General features: G+C 72.0%; 16 protein-coding genes. 11 read left to right on the top strand and 5 right to left on the bottom strand.

All coding sequences use genetic code 11. The annotated features are described in order from the left end of the window. From AB0L21_RS10980 to AB0L21_RS10955, 6 genes are all read left to right on the top strand, one after another. Entirely contained in the window at positions 1–1,044 is a 1,044-nt protein-coding gene (locus AB0L21_RS10980; protein ID WP_365783437.1) for an agmatine deiminase family protein, read from the top strand. 26 nt (positions 1,045–1,070) lie between these two features. Next, positions 1,071–1,559: a hypothetical protein gene (locus AB0L21_RS10975; protein WP_365783435.1), complete on the top strand. Its 489-nt coding sequence runs from the start codon at positions 1,071–1,073 to the stop codon at positions 1,557–1,559. Next, on the top strand, positions 1,556–2,167 hold the full coding sequence (locus tag AB0L21_RS10970) for a TetR/AcrR family transcriptional regulator (RefSeq protein WP_365783433.1): 612 nt from the start codon (positions 1,556–1,558) through the stop codon (positions 2,165–2,167). The genes AB0L21_RS10975 and AB0L21_RS10970 overlap by 4 nt, the downstream gene beginning before the upstream one ends. Before the next feature lie 139 nt (positions 2,168–2,306). Beyond that, complete coding sequence (locus AB0L21_RS10965) at positions 2,307–3,608, top strand: MFS transporter (protein WP_365703079.1); 1,302 nt, start codon at positions 2,307–2,309, stop codon at positions 3,606–3,608. Between the two features lie 284 nt (positions 3,609–3,892). Next, on the top strand, positions 3,893–5,503 hold the full coding sequence (gene cimA / locus AB0L21_RS10960; RefSeq protein ID WP_365703077.1) for a citramalate synthase: 1,611 nt from the start codon (positions 3,893–3,895) through the stop codon (positions 5,501–5,503). 13 nt (positions 5,504–5,516) lie between these two features. Further along, positions 5,517–5,942, top strand: coding sequence for a VOC family protein (locus tag AB0L21_RS10955; protein ID WP_365703075.1), 426 nt, complete (start codon positions 5,517–5,519; stop codon positions 5,940–5,942). A gap of 25 nt (positions 5,943–5,967) precedes the next feature. Here AB0L21_RS10955 and AB0L21_RS10950 read toward each other — a convergent pair whose 3' ends face one another. The 4 genes from AB0L21_RS10950 to AB0L21_RS10935 all read right to left on the bottom strand — a co-directional run bounded on the left by AB0L21_RS10950 (position 5,968) and on the right by AB0L21_RS10935 (position 9,331). Further along, on the bottom strand, positions 5,968–6,570 hold the full coding sequence (locus tag AB0L21_RS10950) for a GPP34 family phosphoprotein (RefSeq protein ID WP_365703073.1): 603 nt from the start codon (positions 6,568–6,570) through the stop codon (positions 5,968–5,970). A 22-nt stretch (positions 6,571–6,592) separates the two neighbouring features. Continuing rightward, entirely contained in the window at positions 6,593–6,883 is a 291-nt protein-coding gene (locus AB0L21_RS10945) for a muconolactone Delta-isomerase family protein (RefSeq protein WP_030649255.1), read from the bottom strand. Between the two features lie 69 nt (positions 6,884–6,952). Further along, on the bottom strand, positions 6,953–7,441 hold the full coding sequence (locus AB0L21_RS10940) for a hypothetical protein (RefSeq protein WP_365703071.1): 489 nt from the start codon (positions 7,439–7,441) through the stop codon (positions 6,953–6,955). 24 nt (positions 7,442–7,465) lie between these two features. After that, positions 7,466–9,331: a ricin-type beta-trefoil lectin domain protein gene (locus tag AB0L21_RS10935; protein ID WP_365783431.1), complete on the bottom strand. Its 1,866-nt coding sequence runs from the start codon at positions 9,329–9,331 to the stop codon at positions 7,466–7,468. Between the two features lie 123 nt (positions 9,332–9,454). On the opposite strand from AB0L21_RS10935, the gene AB0L21_RS10930 reads away from it, so the two are divergent. Genes AB0L21_RS10930 through AB0L21_RS10920 form a run of 3 tightly spaced genes read left to right on the top strand, consistent with a single transcriptional unit; the run spans position 9,455 to position 14,250 of the window. Then, a complete protein-coding gene (locus tag AB0L21_RS10930; protein ID WP_365783429.1) occupies positions 9,455–12,469 on the top strand; it encodes a glycoside hydrolase family 3 N-terminal domain-containing protein in 3,015 nt (1,004 codons plus the stop codon). Positions 12,470–12,522: 53 nt separating this feature from the next. After that, entirely contained in the window at positions 12,523–13,893 is a 1,371-nt protein-coding gene (locus AB0L21_RS10925; RefSeq protein ID WP_365783427.1) for a hypothetical protein, read from the top strand. A 3-nt stretch (positions 13,894–13,896) separates the two neighbouring features. Continuing rightward, on the top strand, positions 13,897–14,250 hold the full coding sequence (locus AB0L21_RS10920) for an ATP-binding protein (protein ID WP_365703063.1): 354 nt from the start codon (positions 13,897–13,899) through the stop codon (positions 14,248–14,250). 627 nt (positions 14,251–14,877) lie between these two features. On the opposite strand, the gene AB0L21_RS10915 is transcribed toward AB0L21_RS10920, so the two are convergent. Next, the gene (locus tag AB0L21_RS10915; protein WP_365703061.1) at positions 14,878–15,483 is read right to left on the bottom strand and encodes a YceI family protein; all 606 of its coding nucleotides are present in this window, start codon (positions 15,481–15,483) and stop codon (positions 14,878–14,880) included. Between the two features lie 214 nt (positions 15,484–15,697). Between AB0L21_RS10915 and AB0L21_RS10910 the strand changes: the two genes are divergently transcribed. Next, the gene (locus tag AB0L21_RS10910; RefSeq protein WP_365703059.1) at positions 15,698–16,204 is read left to right on the top strand and encodes a hypothetical protein; all 507 of its coding nucleotides are present in this window, start codon (positions 15,698–15,700) and stop codon (positions 16,202–16,204) included. Between the two features lie 36 nt (positions 16,205–16,240). After that, positions 16,241–18,544, top strand: a complete 2,304-nt coding sequence (locus AB0L21_RS10905; protein WP_365783514.1) for a polysaccharide lyase 8 family protein — start codon at positions 16,241–16,243, stop codon at positions 18,542–18,544. Positions 18,545–18,615: the final 71 nt, after the last annotated feature.

The raw sequence follows: 18,615 nt of genomic DNA, 5'->3' as shown, positions 1-18,615 counted from the left end.
ATGAGCACCCCCGCCGCCGACGGCTTCCGCATGCCCGCCGAGTGGGCCCCCCACGAGCGCACCTGGATGGCCTGGCCCGGCCCCAATCCCACCTTCGACGACCCGGACGACCTGGCCGCCGCCCGGACCGCCTGGGCGTCCGTGGCCCGCGCCGTCCGCCGCTTCGAGCCGGTGACGGTCGTGTGCGGACCCGGCCAGTCGGCGCAGGCCCGGGCGCTGCTCGGCCCCGGCGTCGACACCGTCGAACGGGACCTGGACGACGCCTGGATGCGGGACATCGGCCCCACCTTCCTCACCGACGGCCGGGGCCGACTGGCCGCCGTGGACTGGACGTTCAACGGCTGGGGCGCCCAGGACTGGGCCCGCTGGGAGCACGACTCCAAGATCGGCGCGTACGTCGGCGACCTCGCGGGCGCGACGACGTACGCCTCGAAGCTGGTCAACGAGGGCGGAGCGATCCACGTCGACGGGGAGGGCACCGTGCTGCTCACCGAGACCGTGCAGCTCGGCCCCGAGCGGAACCCGCACTGGACCAAGGAGGAGGTCGAGGCGGAGATCCACGCCCACCTCGGCACCAGCAAGGCGATATGGCTGCCGCGCGGCCTGACCGGCGACTACCCTCCCCACGGCTTCGGCACCCTCGGGCACGTCGACATCGTCGCCGCGTTCGCCCGGCCGGGTGTCGTGGTCGCCCACCACCAGCCGGACCCGGCGCACCCCGACCACGAGGTCACCAAGGAGGTCATCGGTCTGCTGAAGTCGGCGACCGACGCCCGGGGCCGCCGCCTGGAGGTCGTGGAGGTGCCGGCGCCGACCGCCCTGGAGGCCGACGGCCACTGGGCCGACTACTCCTACATCAACCACTACCTGTGCAACGGCGGCCTGGTGCTGTGCGGCTTCGACGACCCGCGCGACGAGATCGCCGCCGGCATCTTCCGGCGCCTGTTCCCGGAGCGGACGGTGACGCTGGTGGACGCGCGTCCGATCTTCGCGGGCGGGGGCGGTGTCCACTGCGTCACGCAACAGCAGCCGAAGGTCCGGTGACGTCGGCGTTCAGGTAGAACATACGGGTGAACGTCCTGGTCTGCGCGGCCTGTGGCCGCCGTCTCAGTCCGCCGCTGCGGCTGCTGCCCGAGCTGCCCGAACGCCCCGGGTACGACGGGCGGGACGGTGCGCGGCGGGCACCGTCGACAGTGCCGCGCGGCCGTTACGCGGTGGACCCCGAGCCGTCCGGGCGGCCGTACGTGCCGCATCCGGACCCGGAGTGGATGGGAGCGGCCTACCCGGGCGGCCCGGTCAGGCTCGACCCCGACGGGCCGGGGTGCCTGGTGTCCGCGGGGCCGCGCGGCACGCTCGTCGTCCACCCCGCCGACACCACGGGCCTGCTCACCCCCCACCCGGACGTCCGGCCGACCGGGTGCTGCAGCGAACCGGAAGGTGACGGACCGGACTGGGCGTGCCCCGGCTGCGGGGCCGGGGTGGCGTCACTGCTCGCCTCGTGCACCGGCCCGTACGAGACCCACTTCCTGCCCGACGCCGTGCGGGAGGTCCCGGCATGACCACGTCCCCGTCCCCCCGCCGCCGCACCCCCGCCCCGCCGCGCGAGGAGGTCCTCGCCGCCGCCATGGCCATGATCGCCGAGCGCGGTCTGGAGAAGCTCACCATGGCCGGGCTGGGCCGCGAGGTCGGCATGAGCAGCGGCCACCTGCTGTACTACTTCCGCTCCAAGGACGAGCTGCTGCTCCAGACGCTGGAGTGGAGCGAGGGCCGGCTGGGCGCGGAGCGGGGCCGCTTGCTGGCGGGCCCGGGGACCGCGCGGGAACGTCTGTCCGCGTACGTCGACCTGTACGTGCCCGACGGCCACCGCGACCCGCACTGGACGCTGTGGCTGGAGGTCTGGAACCGGTCGCAGAACGCCGACGAGGACGCGCGGGCCCGGCAGGCGGCGATCGAGGGGGCGTGGCACCGCGACCTGGTCGCCCTGATCGCCGAAGGCGTCTCGCGGGGGGAGTTCCGCCCGGTGGACGCGGACCGCTTCGCGGCCAGGCTGCGGGCGCTGCTGGACGGGTTCTCCATTCACGTCGCCATCGGTCTGCGGGGCACCGGTCGTGACCAAGTGCTGGCCCACGTCGGCGAGTTCGTCGAGGATGCGCTTCTGCCGTCGTAACTGCGGCACGCGGTTCCCCGCGCCCTGGGGCGCTGCAGCCGACGTCGGCTGCACGGCACCCCGCGAGCGCGCGAGCCTCTCCCCGCGGCCCCCGACGGTAAAGGAATCCTTTGGTCCACCACCGGGCAAGTAACGGCCCATGGGACGACAACACTGGAAGAAGATCTGGGTCGGCTCGGCGGGCAACATGGTCGAGTGGTTCGACTGGTTCGTGTACGCGAGCTTCGCCACGTACTTCGCCGGCGCGTTCTTCCCGAGCGGCAACCCCACCGCCCAGCTGATGAACACCGCCGGCATCTTCGCCGTCGGCTTCTTCATGCGCCCCGTCGGCGGCTGGCTGCTGGGCAGGGTCGGTGACCGCAAGGGCCGCAAGGCGGCGCTGACGCTGACCGTCACGCTCATGTCGGCCTCGGCGATCCTCATCGCCGTCGCCCCCACCTACGGGGTCGCCGGCTACGGCGGCGCCCTCGTGCTGCTCGTCGCCCGCCTGCTCCAGGGCCTGTCGGTGGGCGGCGAGTACGCGGCCAGCGCCACCTATCTGACCGAGGCCTCGGACCCGAGGCGGCGCGGCTTCGCGTCCAGCTTCCAGTACGTGTCCATGACCGCCGGCCAGATCGTCGGCCTCGGCCTGCAGATCGTCCTCCAGCGCACCATGTCCGACGACGCCCTGCACAGCTACGGCTGGCGCATCCCGTTCGTCGTGGGCGCGCTCGGCGCGGCCGTCGTCTTCTATCTGCGCCGGAACATGCTGGAGACGGAGGTGTACGAGGAGGACACCTCGCACACCGAGGAGCGCGGCACCCTGCGCGCGCTGTGGCAGCACAGGCGGGAGGCGTTCCTGGTGATCGCCCTCACCATGGGCGGCACGGTGGCGTACTACACGTACACCACGTATCTCACGAAGTACCTGTCCAACTCGGCGGGGCTGTCCAAGGAGACCGCCACTCTCGTCTCGTTCACCGCGCTGATCGTCTTCGCCTGCCTCCAGCCGCTCGCGGGAGCCCTCTCCGACCGCATCGGCCGCCGCCCCCTGCTGATCACCTTCGCCGTCGGCTCGACCCTCCTGACGGTCCCGGTCATGACGCTGCTCAGGCACGCGGACGGCTACTGGCCCGCCCTCGGCCTCGCCCTGCTCGCGCTGGTCGTGGTCACCGGCTACACCTCCATCAACGCCTGCGTGAAGGCCGAGCTGTTCCCGACCGGCGTCCGTGCGCTCGGTGTCGCCCTGCCGTACGCCATCGCCAACGCCCTCTTCGGCGGCACGGCCGAGTACGTCGCCCTGTGGTTCAAGAAGGGCGGCATCGAGTCCGGCTTCTACTGGTACGTGGCCGGCTGTGCCGCCGTGTCCCTCGTGGTGTACGTCACCATGCGGGAGACCAAGGACCTGGATCTGGCCCGGGTGAAGGCCGGCGAGGAGTCCACTCTGACGCCCGCATCCTGAGACGGTCGGTGAGCCGGGGGCGAGGCTGTGCCAGACTGCCCCCGTGCTCTCGTTCGCCATGATTATCGGCAGCAGGCGCGCCGGTCCGCAGTGACCACCTCGTACGACCAGGTGCGGGTGGCCACCGTCGTCCTCGACCCGCGCGCAGACCTCTCGCACCCGCGAGGGGTTTTTTCGTTTTCCGGCCCACCCGCAGCCGGTGACGGAGCGCGAGGGAACATGGAGGAACGGTGGAGCCGGTCATTCCGGTAAAGACCGAAGATTTCCCACAGGAGCCTTGAGACATGACCGAGACGGCAACCAGCGAGCTCGACGACTCGTTCCACGTCTTCGACACCACGCTGCGCGACGGCGCGCAGCGCGAGGGCATCAACCTCACCGTCGCGGACAAGCTCGCCATCGCCCGGCACCTGGACGACTTCGGCGTGGGCTTCATCGAGGGTGGCTGGCCCGGCGCCAACCCCCGCGACACGGAGTTCTTCGCCCGCGCGCAAGCGGAGATCGACTTCCAGCACGCCCAGCTGGTCGCCTTCGGCGCCACCCGCCGCGCCGGTGCGAAAGCCGCCGAGGACCCGCAGGTCAAGGCCCTGCTCAGCTCCGGCGCCCCGGTGATCACCCTGGTCGCCAAGTCGCACGACCGGCACGTGGAGCTGGCGCTGCGCACCACCCTGGACGAAAACCTGGAGATGGTCCGCGACACCGTGTCGTACCTGCGTGAGCAGGGCCGCCGGGTCTTCGTGGACTGCGAGCACTTCTTCGACGGCTACCGCGCCAACCCCGAGTACGCCAAGGCGGTCGTCCGCACCGCCGCGGAGGCCGGCGCCGACGTCGTCATCCTCTGCGACACCAACGGCGGCATGCTCCCCGCCCAGGTCCACGCGGTCGTCTCCACCGTCCTCGCCGACACCGGCGCCCGGCTCGGCATCCACGCCCAGGACGACACCGGCTGCGCGGTCGCCAACACCCTGGCGGCCGTCGACGCGGGCGCCACCCACGTGCAGTGCACGGCCAACGGCTACGGTGAGCGCGTCGGCAACGCCAACCTGTTCCCGGTGGTCGCCGCGCTGGAACTGAAGTACGGCAAGAAGGTGCTGCCCGAGGGCAGGCTGCGCGAGATGACCCGCATCTCCCACGCCATCGCCGAGGTCGTCAACCTGACGCCGTCGACCCACCAGCCGTACGTGGGCGTGTCGGCCTTCGCGCACAAGGCCGGCCTGCACGCCTCCGCCATCAAGGTCGACCCGGACCTGTACCAGCACATCGACCCCGAGCTGGTCGGCAACACCATGCGCATGCTCGTCTCCGACATGGCGGGCCGCGCCTCGGTCGAGCTGAAGGGCAAGGAGCTGGGCATCGACCTGAGCGGCGACCGGGAGCTGGTCGGCCGGGTGGTCGAGCGGGTGAAGGAGCGGGAGCTCGAGGGCTACACGTACGAGGCGGCGGACGCCTCGTTCGAGCTGCTGCTGCGCGCCGAGGCCGAGGGCAGGCCGCTGAAGTACTTCGACGTCGAGTCCTGGCGGGCCATCGTGGAGGACCGGCCCGACGGCACCCACGCCAACGAGGCCACGGTCAAGCTGTGGGCCAAGAGCGAACGGATCGTCGCCACCGCCGAGGGCAACGGCCCGGTCAACGCCCTGGACCGCGCCCTGCGCGTGGCCCTGGAGAAGATCTACCCGCAGCTCGCCAAGCTGGACCTGGTCGACTACAAGGTCCGGATCCTGGAGGGCAAGCACGGCACCCAGTCCACCACCCGCGTGCTGATCTCCACCTCGGACGGCTCCGGCGAGTGGGCCACGGTCGGCGTGGCCGAGAACGTCATCGCCGCCTCCTGGCAGGCCCTGGAGGACGCGTACACGTACGGCCTCCTCCGCGCGGGCGTGGAGCCCGCTCAGTAGCCACAGTGGAGGCATGACCGCAGAAACCGATGACGTGCTGTCCCGGGCCCGCGTCGCGACCCGGCTGCCCGCCCGGGACCTGGACCGGGCCCGCCGCTTCTACGCCGAGAAGCTCGGCCTGTACCCGGTGGACGAACGGCCCGGCGGGCTGCTGTACCGCTGCTCGGGCGTGGACTTCGTCGTGTTCCGCTCGACGGGAGCCTCGCCCGGCACCTTCACCCAGATGGCCTTCGAGGTGGACGACATCGAAGCGGCCGTCACCGAGCTGCGCCGCCGGGGTGTCGAGTTCGAGGAGGTCGACGTGCCCGGCTTCCGCACCCGGGACGGCATCGCCGAGATCGAGGGCAACTATCCGAGCAAGGGCGCGCGGGCGGAGCGGGGCGCGTGGTTCCGGGACAGCGAGGGCAACCTGCTGGGCATCGGCCAGCTGATCCTGTGAGGCGCGCCGGCCGGTCCCGTACGGCTCAGGGCGCCCGCCAGATGTTGTCGAAGGCGATGTTCTCGATGCGGCGCCGCTCGCGCACCGCCTCCAGCTCGGTGACCGCGTCGCCGACCGCCGCCAGGACGGTGATCACCGCCTCGTCGTCGAGTTCGGAGGAGGCCGTCCGGTCGGGCTCGATGCCCAGGGTGCCCGCGAGGCCGGTCAGCACCGGGTCGCGGGAGTCCCAGCGGTCGGTCGCGTGCCGCCGGACGGCGGTGTCGGCCGGGGTGTCGGGCCCGCCCCGGCCCGGCCACCAGTGCCGGCGCTTCCCGGTGAGCTGCCCGTCGGCTTCCAGGACGTCCCGGTAGGCCACGGCCAGCCCCTCCCCGCGCCGCCACAGCCAGTTCTCGACCGTCTCGTACGGCTCCTGCCGGACCAGCGCGGCCCCCGCCTCGTCCAGCAGCCGGTCACCCGTGGTCAGCACCGGCCCGGGCACGATGCGCTCGCCGTCCAGGGTGAGCGCCCGGGCGCCGAGCAGGTCGATCAGCTCGGCCCCGGCAAGCGCCAGCGACAGATCGCCCTGCTCGACGGGGCGCTCGCCGGGGACGTCCAGGCTGACGAGGAACAGGTCCTGCGGTGTCGTCATGGGGGCTCCAGGTCACCGGCCGTCAGCTGCGGCCGGGGTCGTTCGGATGGGATTCCAACGGGGTGACGGTGAGCTGCATCCATGGTCGCAGCGGCAGCGTGCCGAGCACCCGCTCGTGCAGCTGCGCCTCGTCGTCGGCCCGCCAGACGCCGATGCTGCGCAGCTCCCCGACCGGCCGCCACAGCCGCAGCAGATGCCCCGTGGCGGCCAGTTCCCGGGCCCGGACGGCCTCGGCGGCCCGGCGCTCCGCGACCTCTTCCTCGGGGGTGCCGTCGGGCACCGAGGTGGTGATCTCGACCAGGAACTCGCGCATGATCCCGCTCCCTCGGTGGGTGGGTGGCCGGCCACCTTCATCGTCCCCCAGCCACCGGGCGGCCGCCGCTCAGCACGAGTCGGCGGCGAGCCGCTCGAACGCGGCGAGGCTCATCGCCCGGTCGTCCGCCCAGACCTGGCCGGGCTTCAGCCGGGCGATCCGCTCGCCGGTGAACTCCACTACCCCGTTGTAGGAGTCGCCGCCGAGGTAGTGCCCGAACCGGAGGACGTACCTGTGCCGGGGCAGCAGGTGCTGGGTGCCGCGATGGCGGGCGTGCCAGGCGGCGGGCGGGTCGAAGAGGGGGAAGTCCGCGTCGCCGCGCAGGCCCTCCTTCTTCGCGTCCCAACCGGTGCTGACGGGCCTCTTCCCCGTGCCCCGGGCGCGCCCGTCCAGGTGCGGGCCGCGATAGCCGTCGTCACCGCATGGCCGGAACACCGCGTACGGCGTCCCGTCCGGCGCGGCCCGCACCCCCGCGAGCGGCAGGTCGACGGCGCCACAGCCGCTGAGCAGCAGCGTTCCGCCGACGATCCCCGCCGCCACGGCCCCCGTACGTCGCATGGTCCGCCTCACCGCCTCACCGCCTCATCGCAGCGTCCACTTCTGGTTGGCGGCGCCGGTGCACGACCAGATCTGGGCGCGGGCCCCGTTCGCCGACGAGTTGTCGGTGACGTCGAGGCACTTGTTCGCCGCCGTGTTCACCACATCACCCGTGGACGCGTTGTACGACCACCGTTGGGCACCGGTTCCGTTGCAGTCGTACAACTGCACCTTGGCCCCGTCCGCCGTCGAACCGGAGGTCACGTCCAGGCACTTGCCGAGCGCCTGGATCGACCCGTCGGCCTGGACGGTCCACTGCTGGGCCGCGCTGCCGTTGCAGTCGTAGAGCTGCACCGCCGTACCGTTGGCGCTCGAACCGCCGGCCACGTCCAGGCACTTGCCGGCGAGGCCCACGAAGGCTCCGGTCCTGGCGCCACCGCCGGACTGGGTGCCGGACCAGGTGAAGGTGGCCGAGGTCTTGCCGGGCATCGAGTAAGTGGCGTGCTGGGAGCCCCAGTTGACGGTGACGGTCCGGGCCGAGGAGGAGTCGTTGTACGCGATCAGCGCCTTGCTGCCGTCCGGGTTGCGCCAGGCCACGTTCGGCACGGCGCTGGAGGCGGTGGAGGCAATGCGCTGGGCGCCGGGGCGGACGAACTTGGTGAGGTGGCCCATGTCGTAGTACTCGACGGTGTAGTCCACGGTCCCGCTCGCGCCGTCGCCGTTGTGCACGGTGATCAGGCCGGTGCAGGTGCCGCAGCCGCCGTTGTGCGGGCCCATGTTCTGGTCCACGGCCAGCGACCACTTGGTCACCGACTTCGCCCAGTTGCGGGTGTAGCCGATGATGTCGGACATGTCCTCGCGCTGCTGGTTGGCGATCCAGGTGCCGCCGGAGTGCTCGGTGCCGAAGGCGTCCAGCGCGGGGTACTGGTGGTGCACGGTGGTCTGCTTGGTGACGTCACCGCCGTAGCCGTGCCAGGCGATGCCGCCGAAGTTGGGGTGGCTGCGGACGGCCGGGTCGTCCACGGTCTGGGCCGCGTAGGAGTCGTAGACGTCCCAGTTCCAGTCGTGCGCCAGCACCTTGGTGGTCAGGCCCGCCGACTGGAGCCTCGGCAGCAGCTCGTTCTTGGTGAAGTACGCCAGCCCGCTCGCGTTCCAGCTCATCGACGGATAGCCGGAACAGCAGGTCGGCTCGTTCTGCGCGGTGACGTAGGAGACGTCGATCCCCTGGTCCTTGTACGCCTGGAGGTACTTCACGAAGTAGGAGGCGTACGCCCCGTAGTCCTCGGCCTTCAGCCAGCCGCCGTTCAGCGAGCCGCTGTCCTTCATCCAGGCCGGCGCCGTCCACGGCGAGGCCATCACCGTCAGGGACGGGTTGAGCTGGAGCGCCTGCCGGGTCAGCGGGACGACGTCGGCCAGGTCGTGCGCGAGGGAGAACTTCGCCAGGGACGGGTCGGTCTGGCCGGCCGGCACGTCGTCGTAGGTGTAGCCGTAGCGGGCGAGGTCCGAGGCGCCCATCGGGTTGCGCAGGAACGACAGGCCGATGCCGTCCGTCGGCGAGAACAGCTTGCGCATGGTCGCGTCCCGGGTCGACTGGGACAGCGCCCCGCTGCTGTTCATCAGCCAGGCGGCGGTGTCCGTGAAGGACGCGCCGCCGCCGGTGAACGTCTGGTAGCGGGTGTTCTCGTCCACGGTGATGTTCTCGCCGCTCCCGCCGGTCCCGGCCTGGAACGCGAACGGCGTCTGCGGCTGGAGGCCGCGCACGACGTGCCGGCCGGCGGAGTCGTCGGTGGTGGTGAGCCAGGCGGTCACCTGCTCACCGGCCGCGTGCGCGGGGGGTACGGCCACACTGAGACCGGCTGCGGAGAGCAGCCCGGCGAGCAGCAGCCGGACTGTGCGGGGGGATCTCCTCATGGTGCGTCGCCCTTCCTCTCGGATGGCAGAGCTGACGGATCGTCTTGACGAGGGTGTGTGCTCCTAGTTAACTCACGGCGTGAGCTAAGCCCTGAGTGAACCACGAGAGCCGAGGGAAGGTCCATGCGAAGAACCGCCCTGCTCGCCTCCGCCGCACTCCTCGCCGGTCTGCTGCCCTGGGCGGCGACCGCACGAGCCGCCGACGAGCCCGCCCCCGTCCCCGTCGACCGCTTCGAGGGCGAGGTGCCCTTCGCCTCCCAGCCCGCCGAGGGCATCTTCACCTGGGGCGGCGACTCCGACGACCCGCCCACGCTCCGCCTCGCCGACCGCGCCGACGCCCCCGAGGGCGGCAAAGTCCTCGCCGGCAGCTACGACATCAGCGGCTACGGCGGCTTCACCCACGACTTCGCCGCCACCGCGCCCGCCCACGACTGGTCCGACCGTCAGGGCATCCGCTTCTGGTGGGAGGGGCGGAACAACGGCAAGAAGATCGCCTTCGAGATCAAGGACGGCGGGGCTAACGGCGAGGCGTCCGAACTGTGGACCACCTCCTTCACCGACGACTTCACCGGCTGGAAGCAGATCCAGCTCCCCTTCACCGACTTCGCCTACCGCACCGACTACCAGCCCGTCGGAGGCATCGACCACGTCCTCGGCCTCAAGGAGATGTGGGGCTACGCCCTCACCCTCCCGGCCGGCACCAAGGGCGACTTCGCGCTGGACGACGTGGAGCTGTACGGCAGGGCCGACCAGGCGCTGCACGCCTCCGTCACCACCGACGCGCCCGTGCACCCGGTCCAGGAGGGCGGCACGGCGAAGGTGAAGGTCACCGTGGCCACCACCGGCGAGCAGCCCCTCACCGACCCGGTGACCGTCACCTACGCCACCGCGGACGGCACCGCGACCGCCGGCCAGGACTACACCCCCGTCTCCGGCACCCTCACCTTCCCGGCCGGCACCGCCTCCGGCACCGCGCGGACCATCGCCGTACCCACCCGCCGGGACCGGGCGGCCGAACCCGCCGAGACCATTCCCCTGAAACTCACGGTCACCGGCGCGAAGGCCCCCGCCGAGACCCCGCAGGTCGTGATCGACGCCAACGGACTGCCGTACCTGAACGCCAAGTCGCCGGTGAAGAAGCGGGTCGCGGACCTGCTGAGCCGGATGTCCCTGGCGGAGAAGGCCGGCCAGATGACGCAGGCCGAGCGCGGCGCGATGACCCAGCCGAACGACATCGCCGCCTACGCCCTCGGCTCCCTGCTCTCCGGCGGCGGCTCGACGCCCACGCCCAACACGCCCGAGGCTTGGGCGAAGATGATCGACGCCTTCCAGCTACGGACCCAGGCGACGCGCTTCCAGATCCCGCTGATCTACGGAGTCGACGCGGTCCACGGCCACAACAACCTCTCGGGCGCCACGGTCATGCCGCACAACGTCGGCATCGGCGCCACCCGCGATCCCCGACTCGCCCACGAAACAGGCGCGGTGACCGCCGCCGAGGTCCGCGCGACCGGTGTCCCCTGGGACTTCGCGCCCTGCCTGTGCGTGAGCCGCGACGAACGCTGGGGCCGCTCCTACGAGTCCTTCGGTGAGGACCCGGCCCTCGTGGAGTCCATGGAGACCGTGATCCAGGGCCTCCAGGGCCGCGCGAACGGCAAGGACCTGAAGCGTGACGACAAGGTGCTCGCCACGGCCAAGCACTTCGTCGGCGACGGGGGCACCGCGTACGGCTCCTCGACCACCGGGAAGTACACCATCGACCAGGGCGTCACCAAGGTCACCCGCGAGCAGCTGGAGGACATCCACCTGGCGCCGTTCCGCACGGCCGTCGAGCGGGGCGTCGGCACGGTCATGCCGTCGTACTCCTCCCTCGACATCGCCGGCGACGGCAAGGGCGCGGTGAAGATGCACGCCCGCGGCGACATGATCAACGGCGTGCTCAAGGGCCGCATGGGCTTCGACGGCTTCGTCATCAGCGACTGGAACGCCATCGACCAGCTGCCCGGCGACTACGCGTCCCACGTCCGCACCTCGGTCAACGCGGGCGTGGACATGATGATGGTGCCGTACACCTACAAGGAGTTCAGCACCGCGCTCGCCGACGAGGTGAAGGCGGGCCGGGTCAGCGAGGAGCGGATCGACGACGCCGTCTCCCGCATCCTCACCGAGAAGTTCCAGCTGGGCCTCTTCGAGCACCCGTACGCCGACACCAGCGGGGCCGCCGCCATCGGCTCCCCGGCCCACCGCGAGGTCGCCCGCCGGGCCGCCGCCGAGTCGCAGGTGCTGCTGAAGAACGCGGGCGGGCTGCTGCCGCTGAAGAAGAGCGAGAAGGTGTACGTCGCCGGGTCCAACGCCGACGACATCGGCAACCAGACCGGCGGCTGGACGCTCACCTGGCAGGGCGCCTCCGGGAACACGGTCCCCGGCACGACCATCCTCCAGGGCCTGCGCGAGGCCGGCGGGAACGTCACCTACTCGAAGGACGCCTCCGCTCCCACCGGCGGTTACGACGCCGGGGTGGTCGTGGTCGGCGAGACCCCGTACGCCGAGGGCGTCGGTGACGTCGGCAACGGCCACGACCTGAAGCTGTCCGCCGCCGACCAGGCAGCCGTGGACAAGGTGTGCGCGGCCATGAAGTGCGCGGTGCTGATCGTCTCCGGCCGCCCGCAGCTCATCGGCGACCGGCTGGACGAGATCGACGCCCTGGTCGCCTCCTGGCTGCCCGGCACCGAGGGCGAGGGCGTCGCCGACGTCCTCTACGGCGCGCGCCCCTTCACCGGACAGCTCCCGGTCACCTGGCCCAAGTCGCAGGCGCAGCTGCCGATCAATGTGGGCGACACGGCGTACGACCCGCAGTTCCCGTACGGCTGGGGCCTGACCACCCGCACCGACGTCCCGAAGGGCGGTACGGCCACCCTGCGCGACCTCGCCGTCCGGGCGGCGAAGGCCGAGCGGCACGGCGACGACCGCACCGGGCGCACGCTGGTCACCACGGCCCGGCTGCTCGTCCAGCAGAAGGCGGACGGCCACCTCACGGAGGCCGTGGCGAAGCCGTTCGCCGACGCCGACCACCTGCTGCTGACCGGCAGGTACGGAAAGGCGGTGGAGAAACTGGCGGAGGCGTACCGGGCGGTCTGATCCCGACGCCGGATGAGTGACCGGTTTGGGGAGGCTTCGGGTAGTTTCAAGGTATGAAGGCCGTGCCGCGGACCCGAAGCCTCCCCGCCCTGCTGCTGGCCGCCCTCGTCCTGGCGCTGACGACCCTGTTCGCGCCCGGGGCGAGCGCGGACACCAGCGTCTCCACGATCGCCCAGGCCCTGCGCAAGAGCCCGGTCTACGTCGACCCGGCGGCCCGCGACCAGCTGTCCGCCGCGGACGCCGACACGCTCGCCGACCGGATCAGGGACGCGAACAAACCCCTGTTCATCGCGGTCCTCCCGGCCGGCTACCCGACCGCGCACCTCTTCTCCGACCTCCGCTCCGCCACCGGCGTCACCGGCCTCTACGGCATCCGCCTCGGCGACCGCTTCGACGCCCGCGCCGACTCCTCCGTCATGCCGGCCACGGCCCGGCAGAACCTGGTCCGCAGCGTCCAGGGCGAGGACGCCAAGGCCCAGCTCGCCGACTTCACCGACCGCGCCCTGGCCAACATGGGCGGCCACGCCCCCCGGAGCTGGGGCGGCTCCGCCGGCGGCGGGGGTGCCTCGGCCACGGCACTGATCACGACCGCCGCCGTCCTGGTGGCCGCGGGCGCGGGCGCGTACGCGCTGGTCCGCCGCAGCCGCCGGCGCCGCGAGGAGGAGCAGCGGGCCGCCCTGGACCGGCTGCGGGTGGTCGTGGACGAGGACATCACCGCGTTCGGCGAGGAACTCGACCGCCTGGACTTCCACCCCTCGGAAGCGGGCGCCGACGACGCGATGCGCGCCGACTACGAGCGCGCGCTGGACGCCTACGAGACCGCCAAGCAGCGCATGGCCACGGCCCGGAAACCGGAGGACGTCCGGTCGGTCACCGAGACGCTGGAGGACGGCCGCTTCTCCCTCGCCCAGCTGGCCGCCCGCCGCGAGGGCCGCCCGCTCCCGGAGCGCCGCCCGCCCTGCTTCTTCGACCCCCGGCACGGCCCCTCGGTCTCCGACGCCACCTGGACCCCGCCCGGCGGCGCCCCGCGCCAGGTCCCGGTCTGCGCCGCCGACGCCACCCGTCTGGCCGACGGCCGCGACCCCGTGGTCCGCGAGGTCGACACCGACTACGGACGCCGCCCCTACTGGGACGCGGGCCCCGCCTACGGCCCCTGGGCCGGCGGCTACTTCGGCGGCGGCCTCCTCCCCGGCCTCCTCGTCGGCACCCTGCTGGGCAGCGTGATGGCCACCCCCACGTACGCCGCCGACTACGGCACCGGGTACGGCGACTTCGGCGGGGACGGCTACGAGGGCGGCGACGTCTCCGGCACCGACTTCGCCCCCGGCGACTACGGAGGCGGCTTCGGCGACGGAGGCGGCTTCGACGGCGGGGGCGGCTTCGACGGCGGGGGCGGGGGAGGAGACTTCGGCGGGAACTTCTGAGCGGTGCATGAACGCAGAACGCCAACACCCCGCACGCGCCAGGCCTTCTACCGCCGGGACCGCAGATCGGTACGGCTCGCCCGGGAGTTCGCCGGCCAGGCACTGGCGGACTGGGCCACAGCCGAGCGCGGCGACGACGTACTGCTCTGCGTGAGCGAGTTGGTGACCAACGCCCTCCTCCACTGCGTCCCCGCCGGCCGTGGCTTCCTGCTGCGGCTGGCTCTGCACACGGACGGCGTCCTACGCGTCGAGGTGCACGACAAGTGGGGCGTGGGGGAGCGGAACCCGGGCAAGATCGTGTGGTGCGAGTTCGCGGTGCGGGGTGAGGGGGTGGCCGTTCCGGGTCGGCTGCGGTGAGCGTGGGGTGACGTGGCCGTTGGGCCGCCCGCTTCTCGGCCAGTGTCGTGCTTCCACGGTCCGCGTCAAGGGCGCGTTCCGCGTCGCCTTCGGCGATGGGCCTCCGGCCCACCCTTGACCCGGCCCGCTCCAGCACGGGGGAGAAGCGAGCGGGCGGCCCGGAAAGACGGTGGCCCAGGCGGGGTGGGCGGCTACCGGGGTTGCACCGCCCCGTCGGCGAACGGACGCACCCGCGCCTCGCCAGCACGCCGGGTGGGCTCAGCGGCGAACGGCGGGTGGGTGGGAGCGGGGGATGGGCTGACGTCCCATGGGCCCCTCAGGTCACACAGGTTCGGTGATTGGCGGATGTGGGCCACTTCCGCCGATCGTTCAGCCGCTTGACCGCTGCTGTTCCGGCGACGCTTGGCACAAATCCGCCAATCACCGAGCGAGGGACCCGGTAGGGCCCCAGATCCCGGCGCCGGCCGGGGCCACCGCTGTTTCGGGCCGCTCGCTCGCTTCTTCCCCGGGCTGGAACGCGCCCTTGACGCGGACCGCGGAAGCCCGACACTGGCCGGGAAGCGAGCGGCCCGAGGGTCACCTGTTGCCGACGGGCACTGTGCCCACCCTCCGTCGGCTGCGGGACGCTCACGCGCTCTTGATCGCCGAGATGTCGAAGACGAGCTTGATCTTGTCGGAGACCAGGACGCCGCCCGTCTCCAGGGCCGCGTTCCAGGTCAGGCCCCACTCCGAGCGCAGGATCTCGGCCTTGCCCTCGAAGCCGACGCGCGCGTTGCCGAACGGGTCCGTCGCGGCGCCGTTGAACTCCAGGTCGATGGTGAGCGGCTTGGTGACGCCGAGCAGGGACAGGTCGCCGGTGATGCGGTAGTCGTCGCCGCCCAGGGACTCCGCCTTGGTGGAGCGGAACGTCATGACCGGGAACTCGTCGATCTTGAAGAAGTCGGACGACTTCAGGTGGCCGTCGCGGTCGGTGTTGCCGGTCTCGATGCTGGCCATCTGGACATCGAGGGTGGCGGTGGACTTGGTGGGGTCCGCGCCGTCGAGGTGGAGCGTGCCGGTGAAGTCCTGGAAGCCGCCCTTGACGTTGGTGACCATGGCGTGCCGGGCGACGAAGCCGATCGTGCTGTGGGACGGGTCGATCGTGTAGTCGCCGGTCAGCGCGGTCAGGTCGGGGCCGGCGGTAGCCTGTGCGGCGGGGGCGGGGGTGCTGTCCTTGCGGCTGAAGAATCCCATGACGTGCTCCTTGTTGAAACTTAAACGAACCCTGCGACTCAGACAGTAGACGCATTCGGTTCGGTTTTCAACATCATCCGCAGCGTGTTTCCACGAGTGCGCCGAGTAACCGCTTCCGCCCTCTGGCGCACCCCCCGACCGCTCGGGCACCATCTGCCTGCACCACCTGCACAGCCGACCCACAGGACGCACGGCCCACCGCAGGAAGGTCCCCATGAAGCCGCTCAAGCCCCGCGCGCTGCTGACCGCGCTCGCCCTCGTCGTCGCCCCCGGCGTCGCCGTCCTCGGCACCGCCACCGACGCCTTCGCCGTCACCAAGATCAGCCACGCGACCGCCACCCAGATGTTCCGCGACGTCGGCATCACCTGGTCGTCCTCGGGCAACTGCTCCGACCGCTACAACTCGACCTGTACGTCCTTCGAGCAGCTCAACCTCGCCACCGCCCAGGGCGCCCAGACCCTCAAGCGGGCCAGCGGCTGCGCCCTCAACATCACCGGCGGCACCGAGACCGGCCACGCCTCCGGCACCTACTCACACTGGAACGGCTACAAGCTCGACTACTCCAAGAGCACGTGCGTGACGTCGTACATCAGGAACAACTTCAGCTACATCGGCCTGCGCGGCGACGGCGCCCCGCAGTACCAGTCCGGCTCCGGCAACATCTATGCCGACGAGGGCAGCCACTGGGACGTCCTCTACTACAACTGCGGCGGCTGCTGAGCCGGGAGCCGAGGAGAGAGGGCGGTGACCGGGCCCATGCGCATGACCCGACGCGCGCTGCTGCTGGCCGCCGCCCTCGCCGCCGCCCCGGCGCCCGGCGCGCGGGCGTCCGAGGACCCGTACGACGTACTGCGCCGCCGCTGGCTCGGCATCGCCCTGGGCGCGGGATACGATCCGGCCGCCGAGCCGTACGCCTCCCGGCTCGCCCAACTGGGTCAGCGGGCACGGGAGTTCCGGGACGGTATGGAGCCCGCTGCCGCTTCGCTCTGGCCCGGGCATCCCTTCGACCCGCCCTCCGGCATCACCTTCAGCTACGGCCGCCTGTGGACCATGGCCCAGGCGTACGTCCAGAGCGGCACCGGTTCCACCGGCGACCCCGGCCTCCTCGCCGACGTGCTGCGCGGGCTCGACCACCTCTCCGCCACCGTCTACAACCCCGCCACCACCCGCTACGGCAACTGGTGGGAGTGGCAGATCGGCAGCCCCCGGCTGCTGACGGACATCACGGCCGCCCTGTACGAGCGGCTCGGCCCGGCCCGGATCGCGGCGGCCTGCGCGGCCGTCGACCACTTCGTCCCGGACGCCATGCTCACCGACTACTCCGGCACCTCCACCGGCGCCAACCGCGTCGACCTGTGCCGCTCGGTCGCCCTGCGCGGCATCCTCGGCCGGAGTCCGCAGAAGATCTCCCTGGCCCGCGACGCCCTCTCGCCCGTCTTCCCGTATGTGACGAAGGGCGACGGCCTCTACGCCGACGGGTCCTTCGTCCAGCACACCTGGGTCGCCTACTCCGGCACGTACGGCCAGGTCCTGCTCGACGGCCTCGGGCGGCTGTTCGCGCTGCTCGCGGGGTCCGACTGGGAGGTCACCGAGCCCGCCCGGCGACACGTCCTGGACAGCGTCGAGCACGCCTACGCGCCCCTGATCCACGACGGGCTGGTGATGGACTGCGTCAACGGCCGCGCCATCAGCCGGGGTTACCTGCGCAGTGACGACCAGCACGTGCTGCGCGGCGACCACTACCACGGGCAGGCCCTGATCGCCGCCATCGCCCTCCTCGCGGGCGGCGCGAGCGCGGCCGAGCGGGAACGGTGGCACGGCCGGATCAAGGGCTGGATCGAACGGGACACCGTCACACCGGTGCTGACCTCACGACAGTTCGGCGTCGCCGATCTCGCGCGGCTGCACGCCATCGCCGCCTCGCCCGGACCCGCCGCCCCGGAACCCCTCGGCCACCGTCTCTTCCCGGCCATGGACCGCGCCGTCCACCGCACGCCCCGCTTCACCGCCGCCCTCGCCATGGCCAGCGACCGCATCGCCCACTACGAGTGCGGCAACGGCGAGAACCCGCGCGGCTGGCACACCGGGTCCGGCATGCTCTCCTGGTGGCCCCGGGGCCGCAGCGGCCAGTACACCGACTGGTACTGGCCCACCGTCGACTGGTACCGGCTGCCCGGCACCACCGTGTCCACGAAGCGGCTGCCCGACCGGGCCGGCGGCGAGTGGGGCGCCCCCAAGCCGGACGTCCGCTGGGTCGGCGGAACCACCGACGGCACGTACGCGGCGGTCGGCCAGCACCTCAAGGGCCTCGGCTCCACCCTTCGGGCCCACAAGTCCTGGTTCTTCCTCGACGACGCCGTGGTCTGCCTCGGCGCCGGGATCTCCTGCGCCGACGGCGTCCCGGTGGAGACGGTCGTGGACAGCCGCAACCTGGGGGAGAACGGCACCCAGAGCTTTGTGCGCGGGCGGAACTGGGCCCACCTGGAGGAGCACGGCGGATGGATCCTGCCGTGCGGCGGCGAGCTGCACACCCTCCGCGAGGACCGCACCGGCGCCTGGTCCGACATCAACACCACCAGCACGGACGAGCGGCGCACCCGGCGATGGCAGACCCTCTGGCTCGACCACGGCACCGACCCCGAGGACGGCGGCTACGCCTACGTCCTGCTGCCCGGCGCCTCCCGCGCGCAGACCGCCGCCCGGGCCGCCGACCGGCACTGGCTGGCCGTCCTCGCCAACGACGCCGGCCACCAGGCCGTCGCCGTCCCCCGGCTGGGCCTGACGGCGTGGAACTTCTGGCGGGACGGTACGGTGGGGGACCTGACCGTCTCGGCCGGCGCGAGCGTGCTCGTCGTACGCCGGGGCCGGACGGCCACCCTCTGCGTGAGCGAGCCGCCCCGCACCGGAGCCCCGCTGGAGCTGGTCTGGAACCGTGCGGTGCGCGCGGTGACCCGGGCCGACGACAGCGTCGAGGTCCTTTCGGCTGACCGCCGTCTGAGGCTCCGTGTCACTCCGGGGATGGCATGTGCCACCCACGAATGTGAGCTGACTCTCGGCTGACGGCTTTGTGGCCTCCCTACAACGAGATGCCCTCCTGAGCAGTCGGAACGCCTGCATGCCGCCATGGTTCT

Origin of the sequence: Streptomyces sp. NPDC052721 (assembly GCF_040678315.1) — a bacterium.
In the GTDB taxonomy this organism is placed as follows: domain Bacteria; phylum Actinomycetota; class Actinomycetes; order Streptomycetales; family Streptomycetaceae; genus Streptomyces.
The sequence above is the reverse complement of the archived record's forward strand: the minus strand, read 5'-3'. Positions and strand labels throughout refer to the sequence as shown.

What these genes read in the sequence shown, in the direction of transcription:
- AB0L21_RS10980 (WP_365783437.1), top strand. Translation starts at nt 1, where the DNA reads ATGAGCACCCCCGCCGCCGACGGCTTCCGCATGCCCGCCGAGTGGGCC.
- AB0L21_RS10970 (WP_365783433.1), top strand. Translation starts at nt 1,556, where the DNA reads ATGACCACGTCCCCGTCCCCCCGCCGCCGCACCCCCGCCCCGCCGCGC.
- AB0L21_RS10965 (WP_365703079.1), top strand. Translation starts at nt 2,307, where the DNA reads ATGGGACGACAACACTGGAAGAAGATCTGGGTCGGCTCGGCGGGCAAC.
- cimA (WP_365703077.1), top strand. Translation starts at nt 3,893, where the DNA reads ATGACCGAGACGGCAACCAGCGAGCTCGACGACTCGTTCCACGTCTTC.
- AB0L21_RS10955 (WP_365703075.1), top strand. Translation starts at nt 5,517, where the DNA reads ATGACCGCAGAAACCGATGACGTGCTGTCCCGGGCCCGCGTCGCGACC.
- AB0L21_RS10950 (WP_365703073.1), bottom strand. Translation starts at nt 6,570, where the DNA reads ATGACGACACCGCAGGACCTGTTCCTCGTCAGCCTGGACGTCCCCGGC.
- AB0L21_RS10945 (WP_030649255.1), bottom strand. Translation starts at nt 6,883, where the DNA reads ATGCGCGAGTTCCTGGTCGAGATCACCACCTCGGTGCCCGACGGCACC.
- AB0L21_RS10940 (WP_365703071.1), bottom strand. Translation starts at nt 7,441, where the DNA reads ATGCGACGTACGGGGGCCGTGGCGGCGGGGATCGTCGGCGGAACGCTG.
- AB0L21_RS10935 (WP_365783431.1), bottom strand. Translation starts at nt 9,331, where the DNA reads ATGAGGAGATCCCCCCGCACAGTCCGGCTGCTGCTCGCCGGGCTGCTC.
- AB0L21_RS10930 (WP_365783429.1), top strand. Translation starts at nt 9,455, where the DNA reads ATGCGAAGAACCGCCCTGCTCGCCTCCGCCGCACTCCTCGCCGGTCTG.
- AB0L21_RS10925 (WP_365783427.1), top strand. Translation starts at nt 12,523, where the DNA reads ATGAAGGCCGTGCCGCGGACCCGAAGCCTCCCCGCCCTGCTGCTGGCC.
- AB0L21_RS10915 (WP_365703061.1), bottom strand. Translation starts at nt 15,483, where the DNA reads ATGGGATTCTTCAGCCGCAAGGACAGCACCCCCGCCCCCGCCGCACAG.
- AB0L21_RS10910 (WP_365703059.1), top strand. Translation starts at nt 15,698, where the DNA reads ATGAAGCCGCTCAAGCCCCGCGCGCTGCTGACCGCGCTCGCCCTCGTC.
- AB0L21_RS10905 (WP_365783514.1), top strand. Translation starts at nt 16,241, where the DNA reads ATGCGCATGACCCGACGCGCGCTGCTGCTGGCCGCCGCCCTCGCCGCC.